General features: G+C 72.0%; 11 protein-coding genes and 1 pseudogene. 3 read left to right on the top strand and 9 right to left on the bottom strand.

Annotated features, from left to right (window positions below):
- Positions 1–888 (bottom strand): annotated as a pseudogene (locus ABZV94_RS37010) (hypothetical protein); the annotation flags it as partial.
- A gap of 399 nt (positions 889–1,287) precedes the next feature.
- Between ABZV94_RS37010 and ABZV94_RS37005 the strand changes: the two are divergent.
- Both ABZV94_RS37005 and ABZV94_RS37000 read left to right on the top strand, forming a co-directional pair.
- Positions 1,288–2,121 (top strand): DeoR/GlpR family DNA-binding transcription regulator, encoded by an 834-nt coding sequence (locus ABZV94_RS37005; RefSeq protein WP_356348620.1) that lies wholly within the window; start codon positions 1,288–1,290, stop codon positions 2,119–2,121.
- A 68-nt stretch (positions 2,122–2,189) separates the two neighbouring features.
- A complete protein-coding gene (locus ABZV94_RS37000; protein WP_356348617.1) occupies positions 2,190–2,663 on the top strand; it encodes an SRPBCC family protein in 474 nt (157 codons plus the stop codon).
- Here the strand turns inward: ABZV94_RS37000 and ABZV94_RS36995 are convergent, their stop codons facing one another.
- The 8 genes from ABZV94_RS36995 to ABZV94_RS36960 form a co-directional block, all read right to left on the bottom strand.
- A complete protein-coding gene (locus tag ABZV94_RS36995; protein ID WP_356348615.1) occupies positions 2,664–3,452 on the bottom strand; it encodes an enoyl-CoA hydratase/isomerase family protein in 789 nt (262 codons plus the stop codon).
- Positions 3,453–3,531: 79 nt separating this feature from the next.
- Positions 3,532–4,794, bottom strand: coding sequence for a cytochrome P450 (locus ABZV94_RS36990; protein WP_356348614.1), 1,263 nt, complete (start codon positions 4,792–4,794; stop codon positions 3,532–3,534).
- A gap of 104 nt (positions 4,795–4,898) precedes the next feature.
- Positions 4,899–6,257 carry a cytochrome P450 gene (locus tag ABZV94_RS36985; protein ID WP_356348612.1) on the bottom strand — a complete coding sequence of 453 codons (1,359 nt, stop codon included), beginning with the start codon at positions 6,255–6,257 and terminating at the stop codon, positions 4,899–4,901.
- 186 nt (positions 6,258–6,443) lie between these two features.
- Entirely contained in the window at positions 6,444–7,046 is a 603-nt protein-coding gene (locus ABZV94_RS36980) for an ATP/GTP-binding protein (protein ID WP_356348611.1), read from the bottom strand.
- The gene (locus ABZV94_RS36975) at positions 7,021–7,395 is read right to left on the bottom strand and encodes a DUF742 domain-containing protein (RefSeq protein ID WP_356348608.1); all 375 of its coding nucleotides are present in this window, start codon (positions 7,393–7,395) and stop codon (positions 7,021–7,023) included. Before ABZV94_RS36975 ends, ABZV94_RS36980 begins: the two co-directional genes overlap by 26 nt.
- Positions 7,392–7,793, bottom strand: coding sequence for a roadblock/LC7 domain-containing protein (locus ABZV94_RS36970; protein ID WP_356348606.1), 402 nt, complete (start codon positions 7,791–7,793; stop codon positions 7,392–7,394). Before ABZV94_RS36970 ends, ABZV94_RS36975 begins: the two co-directional genes overlap by 4 nt.
- Entirely contained in the window at positions 7,790–8,995 is a 1,206-nt protein-coding gene (locus ABZV94_RS36965) for an ATP-binding protein (RefSeq protein ID WP_356348604.1), read from the bottom strand. Before ABZV94_RS36965 ends, ABZV94_RS36970 begins: the two co-directional genes overlap by 4 nt.
- A gap of 227 nt (positions 8,996–9,222) precedes the next feature.
- Positions 9,223–10,347, bottom strand: a complete 1,125-nt coding sequence (locus ABZV94_RS36960; protein WP_356348602.1) for a PLP-dependent cysteine synthase family protein — start codon at positions 10,345–10,347, stop codon at positions 9,223–9,225.
- A gap of 304 nt (positions 10,348–10,651) precedes the next feature.
- On the opposite strand from ABZV94_RS36960, the gene ABZV94_RS36955 reads away from it, so the two are divergent.
- Positions 10,652–10,939: hypothetical protein (locus ABZV94_RS36955; protein ID WP_356348600.1), on the top strand; the 288-nt coding region annotated here is incomplete at its 3' end.

Raw genomic sequence — 10,939 nt, 5'->3', positions numbered from 1 at the left:
CCGCAGCCGGGCGACCAGCCGGCGCCCGTACCAGAACCCGGGCCGGGCGAGCGCGCTGCCGTGGGTGGCGGACTCAGGACCCTCGCCGTCCGGCTCGGGCCCGCGCCCGGCGGGGACTGTTCCCCCACTGGCCGGCTCCGGACCATCACTCCCCGGCGCGGAGCCGTCGCTGACCGACCCGGGTCCACCGCTCCCCGGCGCCGGGCCGCCGCTGACCGGGGCGGGCCCGCCCCTGTCCGGCTCCGGCCCGGCACTCGCGGATCCACCACTGTCCGGCTCGGTTCCGGTGCCGGTCGGCCGGCGGTCGCCGCCGGGCCGCGCCGAGTCGGGGGTCAGCGGCAGGTGGGACTCGTAGGCGCGCCAGGTGCGGTGCGAGAGGTACCAGAGCAGACCGGTCAGCGTGGTCGGAAGCGCTGCCGCGAGGGCCAGTCGGCGGCCGGGGGCGCTCCACCAGCCGCCGGCGGCGGGTGACAGGAAGTCCAGCCAGGAGTGGCGGCGGACGCAGTCCTGGACGCCCGCGCACTGCCAGGCGACCAGGTCGAGGGCCACCTCGCAGGCGGCGGCCACCAGCAACACGGTGAGGGTGAGGGCGGTCAGGCGCACCAGGAGCCCGTAGAGCCGCACGGTGCGTGGCCGGCCGGGTGCGGCGGGGCGCATCCAGTGGGCGAGGTTCACCACCATGAACGGCAGCAGCAACAGCCACAGGGCGCGGCTGCCGTCGCCGGAGGTGAGGTTGCACCAGACGTACGCCTCCCGGACCGGTCCGCTCCGGGCCTCCCGTCCGCTCCCGTCCCGAGCGGCCTCGGCACCCTCGGCGTCCTCGGCGCGCCGGAAGACGGCGGCCGTGTCGTCACCGGTGACCCGGACCGTGCGCGGGTCGCCGAGCATCTTCTCCGGCGTGGTCCCGCCGACCCCGTGCACCAGCAGTTCCAGCTCGGTCTCCGGCGGCCGGCCGGCCCGGCCCGTGTACGGCCCGGCCGGGCGCTGCTGCCGCTGCCCCGCCGGGCGCTCCTGCGCGCGTTCCACTGTTCTCGCACTTCCCCCGTGACGCCCTGACGTCTGTGTCGTGCGCGCTCCAGGATCTCCGGTCCGGCGGTCGCCCACACCTCTCGTCACGAAATCTCCCCGAACCGTGTGACGGCGGACGGGTCGCGACACGGTGGCGCAACCGGCGCCGACCCGTGAAAAGATGGGACGCCCGCGCACTGCCGGACAGCTGGAACTTCCTGGTCGGAGCCGGTGCGCCGGGCGTGTCGGACGGATGGCGGCGAAAGGACCGGAGCGTACGTGAGCGAGAATCAGAACCTCCTCGCGGAGCAGCGCCGCGCCCTGATCCTGGACGAGGTCCGGCGCCGGGGCGGGGTACGGGTCAACGAACTGACCCGCAAGCTCGGCGTCTCGGACATGACCGTGCGCCGCGATCTCGACGCGCTCGCCCGCCAGGGTGTGCTGGAGAAGGTGCACGGCGGCGCGGTGCCGGTGGTCGAGGCGAGCACGCACGAGCCGGGGTTCGAGGCGAAGTCGGGGCTGGAGCTGACCGCGAAGGAGGACATCGCGCGCGCGGCGGCCCGCCTGGTCAGCCCGGGAGCGGCGATCGCCCTGTCCGGTGGTACGACGACGTACGCGCTCGCGCAGCATCTGCTGGAGGTGCCCGACCTGACCGTGGTGACGAACTCGGTGCGGGTCGCGGACGTCTTCCACGCGGCGCAGCGCACGTCGGGGCAGCGGCAGGGGGCGGCGACGGTGGTGCTGACCGGCGGGGTGCGCACCCCGTCGGACTCGCTGGTGGGGCCGGTGGCCGATCAGGCGATCGCCGCGCTCCACTTCGATCTGCTCTTCCTCGGGGTGCACGGCATATCGTTGGAGGCCGGCCTGTCCACGCCCAACCTGGCGGAGGCCGAGACCAACCGGCGGCTGGTGCATTCCGCGCGCCGGGTGGTGGTGGTCGCCGACCACACCAAGTGGGGTGTGGTGGGCCTGAGTTCGTTCGCCGCGCTGGAGCAGGTGGACACGCTGGTGACCGATGCCGGCCTGCCCGCCGAGGCCCGGGCGGAGATCTCCGAGCACCTGCGGGTGCTGGTGGCGGGCGAGCCCGGGGAAGAGGACGGCACAGACATCTGAGAGCCCCTCAGCTAAGGTGACGGTACTCGGTCAACCGCCGGTGTGACTGTCATGAGGGGGTTTCGTCCATGGCTCGTCGTCTGCGCCCGGTGGATCTCGGCTTCATCGAGACCGCGCCCGTGCGTTTCGTCTTCGCGCGGAACATCTCCGCCTCGCCCGAGCGGGTCTTCCGCGCGCTCGCCGAGGACGTGCCCGGCTGGGCCGAGTGGTTCGCGGCGGTGACGCTCGCCCGGGCCACCGACGGCGGCGCCGGGCGGGAGATCCGGCTCAGGGGCGGGGGGCGGTTCGCGGAGACGGTGCTCGTCGCGAAGGCGCCCGAGGTGTACGCCTACCGCGTCGACAGCACCAACGCGCCCGGGGCCCGTGCCCTGGCCGAGGAGTGGCGCCTCACGCCTTGGGGCACCGGCACGCGTGTGCGGTGGACCTTCGCCGCCGACGGGACGGCGCCGTTCCGGTTCGTCCTCAGGCCGGCCCGCGCAGGCCTGGGGCGCGCCTTCCGTGACGCGGTGACGTCCCTGGACGGGTACGTGTCCCGGCGGTGATCAGTCGCCGCGGGCGCGGTACGCCTCGGACACGACCGCTGCCATCAGTTCCGCGTCCAGCGTCGAGACGTCGGCCAGGCGGGAGGCGGCGGACAGCGAGTTGAGCAGGGTCTTGGTCACGCGCAGGGCCGCCGGGGGGCGCCGGACGACGGGCCTGGCCCAGGCGTCGACGGCCGCGTCGAGCTCGTGGACCGGCACGACCTTCTGCAGGATGGACAGGGCGTGGGCTTCCGCCGCGGTGAACGCCCGGCCGGTGAGGACGAGTTCACGGACCCGGGCGGCGCCGACCTCGTTGATGAGCCGGGGCAGCAGGCCGCCCCAGGCGGTGGGCAGCCCCAGGGCGAGCTCGGGCAGCCGGAAGGTGGCGTCCTCGGAGCCGACCCGCAGGTCGCAGGCGAGCGCCAGGGCCATGCCCGCCCCGATGGCCTTGCCGTGGACACGGGCGATGGTGACGGCCGGGTTCCCGGTCAGGGCGTCGCAGACGCGCCGCGCCTTGGTTCCCGACACGCGGATGCCGCTGCCGGTGGGGTCGGTGGCGAGGTGCCGGGCGAACTCGCCGCGGTCCCCGCCGAGACTGAAGTCGTCGCCGCTCCCGGTGAGCACGAGCACGCGGATCGCCGGGTCCTGGTCCTGGAGGACGGCCAGGAGGTCGTCCAGCAGGGCGTCGGTGACGGTGTTGCCGTGCTCGGGGGTGTTCAGCTCGATGGTGAGGACGGGGCCCTCCCGGCGGGTCCGCAGGGTCTGACGTACGGGGCCGGCCGGGAGAGCCGTGAGGGGGAGGGCGGTCATGTCGTCGCTTTCGGAGGAGTCATGTCGGTGGTTTCGGGCGGGTCGTCGCGTCAGGGGCGGTGACGGCGCCTGAAGGAGGTCACGCCGTCACCGTCAGGGAGGTGACGCGCCGGAAGACCATCCGGCTCGCGTACGTCGGGCCCGCGGTCGGCCGCAGGGTGGGGAATCGTTCCAGCAGCTCGCTGAGCAGCAGGCGGGCCTCCAGGCGGGCCAGGGCGGCGCCGAGGCAGTAGTGGGCCCCGCCGCCGAAGGTGAGATGGGCGCCCTTGCGGTGGATGTCGAACACGTGCGGGTTCTCGTTGCGGCGCGGGTCGTGGTTGGCGGCGCCGTAGAGGACGTGGACGGTGGTGTCCTTGGCGATGGGGACGCCGGCGAGGACGGTGTCGTCGGCGGCGTACCGGGAGTTGAGGTGGATGGGTGGGTCGTAGCGCAGCACCTCGTCGATCGCGTCGTCGAGGTGTTCGGGGTGCCGGCGCAGCCAGTCGGCCAGGGCCGGGTCCCGGGTGAGGAACCAGACGGCGTTGGTCAGCAGGGTGGCGGTGGTCTCCAGGGACGCGATGGTGATGAACATCGTCAGGTCGTAGAGCGTCTGGTCCGCCGTCGCGCGGTCGTCGGGGTACTGGGCGTCCCAGTAGCGGATCCAGCCGGAGAGGACATCGTTGCCAAGGTGGCGGCGGCGGTGGGCGATCAGGCGCGTGAAGAAGTCCCTCATCTCCAGGGTGGCCTGGGCGGAGACGGCCAGTTCGCTCTTGGTGGGCAGGAGTTCCTGGGCATGGACCTGCCGGTGGGTGAAGTCCAGGATCCGCGGGTAGTCCTCGGCCGGCACGGCGAGCCACTGGCCGACGGTGTGGATCGGGAGCTGGTCGCCGACGGTGCCGACGAAGTCGGCCTCGCCGTGGGTGCGCAGCCGTAAGGCGAGCCGGTCCAGGAGCCGGGTGACGTGGCCGGCGATCCGGGGCCGCATGGCCTCCAGGGTGCCGCGGTCGAAGAGGTTGCCCAGGGCGCGGCGCTGGAAGGTGTGCACGGGCGGGTTCAGGCGGGAGAGGGTCCGTGTCATCTCCCGCGTCGCCGGCTCCCGCCAGCGCGCCGGATCGGGCTGGCGCTCCTGCCAGTCGAAGTCGGGGACGAGCCAGTTCCTGCCCCGCAGGATCTGGTTGCACGCCTCGAATCCGGTCACGAAGTACCCGCCCCAGGGCGCGGGCACCACGTCGCCGAGCGCGCGCAGTTCCCGCCAGACGGGGAGGGGGTCGGCCAGGCCCTCGCCGGACCTCAGGCGGCGAAGGAGGGGGATGACGACTCGGCGGTCGGGGGTGGTACCGCGTATGACGCCAACGGCGGTCACGCGAAGCTCCTTTGTGGCTGGGCGCTACCGTTACCGCCGGAACCTACCCTTCCCCTCTCCTCCGTCATGCGCCTGACAGTGTTGCTCCTGTCACATGCCGTGCCTCAGACCCGGAAAATGTCCAGGAAACTGCTCCAGAATCCCTTCTTCCTGGCCGGCTCCGGGCGGCCGGCGGGCGCCCCGGAGGACGGAGCCGTGGGCAGTGGCTGCTCCGCCGCGGCGGAGACGGTCCGGTTGCGGATGGCGGAGACCATACGGGTGGCCGGGGTCGGGCTGAAGGCCACGGGCAGCGCGACCAGGGCGCGGTGGAACGGCCCCGGCCGCCATTCCAGCTCCTTGTCGGGAACGGCCAGCGTCAGGTCGGGCAGGGCGTTGAGGATCTTCTCGATCGCGGTGACGGCGATGACCTGCGCCGGGTCCTTGGCGGGGCAGGCGTGCGGACCGGCTCCCCAGGCCAGGTGGGCGCCCTTGCCATGCTTCCGGCGGGCGTCGGCCAGCGCGGGGTCGCTGTTGGCGGCGGCGAAGCTGATGACGACCGGGGTGTTGGCCTCGGCCACCACTCCCCCGAGGTCCACGTCCTGGACGGGGTAGTGGGTGGCGTAGTTGGCGATGGGCGTCTGGTTCCACAGCACGTCGTCGATCGCCTCCTCCACCAGCAGCCCGGAGTCGCGCCCGCTCGCGTCGGGCGACAGCAGCAGGAGCAGTGCGTTGCCGATGAGGTTGCGTTCGGGTTCCACGCCGGCGCCCATCAGCATCACGAGCTGGTCCTTGAGTTCCTCGTCGGTCAGCCCGGCGGGGTGCTGGATCAGCCAGGAGGTGACGTCGTCGCCGGGCCGGCGGCGCTTGAGGGCGATCAACTCCATGAGGCAGGCGGTGAGTTCCTCGTTGGCGCGCAGGGCGTCCTTGCCGTCGAAGATCGCCGACATGGCGCTGGTGAGGGTGTCGCCGATGTCCGCCGGGCAGCCGAAGAGCTGGTTGAACAGCAGCAGCGGCAGCAGCTTGGCGTAGTCGTTGAGCAGGTCGGCCCGGCCGCGCTCGCTGAACTGGTCGATGAGGTAGTCGGCGATGGGCTCCACGTCCCGGCGGATGCGGGTGATGTTGAGCCGGGCGAGGCTGTCCGTGACGGCCTTGCGCAGCCGCAGGTGCACGGCGCCGTCGGTGAACAGGCAGTTGGGCCGGTACGCCATCATCGGCAGCACCGGGCTGTCCAGCCCGACGCGGCCTTCGTTGAGGGCCTTCCACCGGCGGGCGTCCCGGGCGAAGAGCGTGGAGTTCTGCAGCACGCGCAGCGCCATCTCGTGGCCGACGACCAGGGTCGCGTCGACGCCGGGGGCGAGCTCGACCGGTCCGGCCGGACCGTGGGCGCGCAGCCGGTCGTAGACCTGGTGCGGGTCGGCGGCGAAGGCGGCGTCGTGCAGGGGGCATCTGGCGCCGGCGGGGGCGGGGGCTGACTGACGGTCCATGGGGTTCCTTCTGCTGGCTCCGGGCCGAGGGTCCGGGCGGATGGTGCCGGCCGGGGCCGGGGCCGTCCGGGCCGGGGGCCGGGGGGTGGTGCCGGGCCGGGGTCCCGGCGGAGGTCCCGGGCCCGGGCGGAGGGCCTGAGCCCGGGATCGGGGGATGGGCGTGCGGGGCGGCCGCGGGCGCTCGTGTCAGGCGGCCCGGGTGAGCAGGTGACGCACGAGCGCGATCAGCGCCTGGGCGGAGGACTGCCGGTCGCGGGCGTCGCAGTAGACGACGGGGGTGTCCGGGAGCAGGTCGAGAGCCTCGCGCACCTCCGCCTCCTCGTACACCTTGCCCTCCTCGAAGCTGTTGACCGCGATGGCGTACTCCAGGCCGTACCGCTCGACGAGGTCGATGACGGGGAACGTCTCCTCCAGCCGGGCGGGGTCGACCAGGAGCAGCGCTCCCAGCGCGCCGCGGGCCATGTCCTCCCACAGCTGCATGAAGCGCTGCTGTCCGGGGGTGCCGAACAGGTACAGCACGAGGTCGTCGCTGAGCGTGAGCCGGCCGAAGTCCAGGGCCACGGTGGTGGTGGTCTTGTCGGCCACGCCCCTGAGGTCGTCGACGTGGAGCGACGCCTGCGTCATCTTCTCCTCGGTGCGCAGCGGGGTGATCTCCGACAGGGAGCCGATGAAGGTCGTCTTGCCCACGGCGAAATGCCCGACGACCAGGATCTTGGCAGCGTTGGTCACCGCGCTGGAGACGTAGATCGAGCCGGGGGCCGGCTCAGCCGATGAGGGATTGGAGTCCATTCAGAACCTTTTCCAGGGTCGCTCTGTCAACGTTCTGAGCCCGGGGCGGCTCGGCGCGGCGCAGGAGGTGTCCCTGCTCGAATAAATCGGTCAGCAGCAGCCGGGCCACCCCCACCGGCAGTCCCAGGTGGCCGGCCACTTCGGCGACCGACAGGTAGCCGCCCGCGCACAGCTTCCAGATCGCCATCACCTCGGGGCCGGCTCCCAGCGGGGGTGTCCGGTCGGGGGCCAGGGTGACCAGGGTGTGCAGCGCCAGGTCGTCCGAGTCCGGCAGCGTCCGGCCGCCCGTGATGACGTAGGAGCGGACGAAGTCGCTGGTGACGGAGGCTTCCTCGCCGGGAGTCGTCATGCGCCCACGCCGTTGTCCGAGCGGGGCGCCACACTCATCGCCTTGCTCAGGCCCGAGACCGTCTTCTGCATGCGGAACGACATGGCCTCCATGTCGACGTCCAGCGCGGCGGAGACGGCGAGGTACGACCCCTGGCCGGCGGCGATCAGGAAGATCCAGCCGCCGTCGTACTCCAGCAGCGTCTGCTTCCAGATCCCGTGTCCCGCTCCGACGAACCCCGCGACGGCCCGGCTCAGCGACTGCATGGAGCTCATGGCGGCGGCGTTCGTCTCGGCGTCGTCCCGCCCGATGTCGTCCGAGCGCTGCAGGAGCAGGCCGTCGCCCGAGACGAGGATCGCGTGCCGGGCTCCGCGGACCTCGAGCACGTCGTTCAGCACCCAGGACAGGTCGATGTTCACTTGTTGTCAGGTCCTTCCGTGGTGTTCGTGGTGCGCCCGAGCTGGGTTCCGCGCGCGAACGCCCCGAGGCGCGACGCCGTCACCTCGCTGGCGGGCTCGGACGTGCCGTCCTGACCGGCGGTGGCGTCGAGTGCCGGGACCACCGTGACGGGGCCGCTGCGCCGCCGGCGTTTGGGCAGGCCTCCCGAGGTCGTCCCCACCACGTGGGTGGGGCCCACCACCGGGACCGGCGCCAGTCGCTGGGGGGCCGCCTCCGGGCCGGTGGTGTCCTGGGCGTCGGCCACGGGGGCGGGCGCGTCGGCCGCGAGGAGACTTTCGGGCACACGAATCACTGCACGCACTCCGCCGTAGGGGGACACGGAACCGACGGAGACGGCGAAGCCGTAGCGGGCGGCGAGCATGCCGCACACGGCGAAGCCGAACCGCGGCGGATCGCCGAGCCCGGTGATGTCGACGGGACCGTCGACCGACAGCAGGGCCGCCGCCCGGTCCTTGGTCTCCTGGTCCATGCCGAGCCCGGCGTCGTCGACGATGAAGCACACACCGGTCGGTACGGTCTGGATGTTGACCTCGACCGGGGTGCCGGGCGCGCTGTAGTTCGTCGCGTTGTCCAGCAGCTCGGCCAGCACGACGGCCACCGGCTCGACCGCCTTGCCGACGAGGGAGACGTTCACCTGCGAGTGGACGCTCACGCGGTCGAAGTCCTTGATCCGGCCCTGGGCGCTGCGCGCGACGTCGTAGACCGTGGCGGCGCCCTCGCGCCTGCCGAGCCAGCCGCCGCACAGCACGGAGATGCCCTTGGCGCGGCGGCCGAACTGGCTGCCGGTGTGGTCGACCGTCATCAGGTCGGCCAGGACCTCGGTGGTGTCGCCGTACTTCTTCAAGAGGCCGTCGAGGAGGACCTGCTGCTCCTCGGCGAGCGACTGGAGCGTTCCCATCGCGGACTTGAGTACCGCCTTGGTCGCCGCCTCGGCGTCCGCCCGGACGTCGGCGAGGTCGCGCTGGTGCTGGGCGGTGAGCGCGGCGATGTGCGCGTGGAGCTCTCCGACGTCGCCGCGGGCCTCCCCGAGTCCTGCCTCCAGGTCCTTCTTCGTTCTTCGGAGCGCCATGTTGGTTCTCCGGGCCCGCATCACTGCGACGACCGCAGCGATGAGCACCACGAGCAAGATCCACAGCAGTGGATCCTGAGTCAATGACGTCATGAGACTCTCTTCAAGTCGCATCGCGCCGGGAACGTGAACAGCGCGACGGTGCCTTCGAGACTGTCCCCCAGACGCGTTCATGACACGCCGTCAGTCCACTGAAAAGTGGGATGATCTTATCAGTCACTTAGGCGCAACAAGCTTGCCCAGGGCTCCAATTGAGTCGTCACCAAACCCTCACAACCCGGCAACCCGCCTGCCGCACGGCGGTTGCCCGGGGGCGCGGCTCAGTCCGGCCACACGCCCGTCGCCAGGAACGTGTCGACCGCGGCGGCGTACGGGGCGATGTCCAGGCCCTGCTCCACGAGCCACGCGTCCGAGTAGTACTTGTCCAGGTACCGGTCGCCCGGGTCGCACAGCAGCGTGACGACGCTGCCCGTACGCCCCTCGGCCACCATCTCGGCGACGATCTTCAGCGCGCTCCACAGGCCGGTGCCCGTGGAGCCGCCCGCCTTGCGGCCGATGGCCGATTCCAGGGCCCGTACGGCGGCGACGCTGGCCGCGTCCGGGACCTTCATCATCCGGTCGATCGCGCCGGGCACGAAGCTGGGCTCCATACGCGGGCGGCCGATGCCCTCGATCCGGGAGCCGCAGTCGCAGGTGACGTCCGGGTCACCGGCCGTCCAGCCCTCGAAGAAACAGGAGTTCTCCGGGTCGGCGACGCAGATCCGGGTGTCGTACTGCATGTAGTGGACATAGCGCGCGAGGGTCGCGGAGGTGCCGCCGGTGCCCGCCGTGGCGACGATCCAGGCCGGCTCCGGGAACCGCTCCAGCCGCAGCTGACGGAAGATCGACTCGGCGATGTTGTTGTTGCCGCGCCAGTCCGTCGCGCGTTCGGCGTAGGTGAACTGGTCCATGTAGTGGCCACCGGTCTCCACCGCGAGGCGGGCGGACTCCTCGTACATCTTCCGGGAGTCGTCCACGAAGTGGCACCGCCCGCCGTGGAACTCGATCAGGCGGATCTTCTCCGCGCTCGTCGTGCGCGGCATGACCGCGATGAAGGGCACACCGATCAGCTTCGCGAAGTAGGCCTCGGAGACCGCCGTCGAGCCGCTGGAGGCCTCGATCACCGGGCGGTCCGGGCGGATCCAGCCGTTGCAGAGGCCGTAGAGGAACAGGGAACGGGCGAGCCGGTGCTTGAGACTGCCGGTGGGATGGGTGGATTCGTCCTTCAGGTAGAGGTCGATACCCCACCGCTCGGGCAGCGGGAAGCGCAACAGGTGCGTGTCCGCCGATCGGTTCGCGTCGGCCTGAACCTTGCGGACGGCCTCTTTCAGCCAGTCACGGTAGGCGGGGTCACTGCGGTCGACGTCGAGGGTGGCGCCGGTGCTGATCTGGGGAGTGGTGCTCACGGCGGGGCTCCTTACGCTGTTCACCGACGGCGCCTCGCGCGGGCCGGCAGATCGAGCATAGGCACCTTTCACACCGCTTCCCACCTGCATAAACGCATCTTTGAGCCACCCCAAGACGGGCTGGGGCACGCATGTGCGAGCGGAGGGGGGCGCATGCGCGCGAGTGCTCCGGGCGACCCCTCTGCGCGCCCCGCGCGTACTGGTGCTCCCCGCCGAGCCGGGGCAGACTGCACGCGACGGGACGACCGTCCCGAACGGGGGCGCACCAAAGAACCACGGGAACACCGCGAGGGGGCGGCCAGACATGGCGGAACCGGAGTTCACGGCCACAGGCGTGCGCATCGGCAAACGCCTGCGTTCGCTCACCCGGGCCGGACAGGTCCGGATCAGCGACGGCAGGCTGCAACTGCTCACCAGCTACGGCAGCGAGATAGACAGCGCGCCGGTGCAGGCCGTGCGCGCGTCCACGCCGTGGTTCGTCCCGGACGACCGGGCGCTCGCCGACGTCAACGGCACGCGGTATCTGCTGACGATGGGCGCGCACGATCCCGCGCCGGGCCGGCCCGGGCCGCCCGCGGCACGGCGGTTCGTC

It is taken from the genome of Streptomyces sp. NPDC004658 (assembly GCF_040609555.1).
Lineage (GTDB): Bacteria > Actinomycetota > Actinomycetes > Streptomycetales > Streptomycetaceae > Streptomyces.
Note: the sequence above shows the minus strand (reverse complement) of the source record. Positions and strands in the feature narration are given on the sequence as shown.

Coding starts and splice junctions, on each gene's coding strand:
- ABZV94_RS36995 (WP_356348615.1), bottom strand. CDS start 3,452: ATGACCGCCCTCCCCCTCACGGCTCTCCCGGCCGGCCCCGTACGTCAG.
- ABZV94_RS36975 (WP_356348608.1), bottom strand. CDS start 7,395: ATGACGACTCCCGGCGAGGAAGCCTCCGTCACCAGCGACTTCGTCCGC.
- ABZV94_RS37000 (WP_356348617.1), top strand. CDS start 2,190: ATGGCTCGTCGTCTGCGCCCGGTGGATCTCGGCTTCATCGAGACCGCG.
- ABZV94_RS36965 (WP_356348604.1), bottom strand. CDS start 8,995: ATGACGTCATTGACTCAGGATCCACTGCTGTGGATCTTGCTCGTGGTG.
- ABZV94_RS36985 (WP_356348612.1), bottom strand. CDS start 6,257: ATGGACCGTCAGTCAGCCCCCGCCCCCGCCGGCGCCAGATGCCCCCTG.
- ABZV94_RS36980 (WP_356348611.1), bottom strand. CDS start 7,046: ATGGACTCCAATCCCTCATCGGCTGAGCCGGCCCCCGGCTCGATCTAC.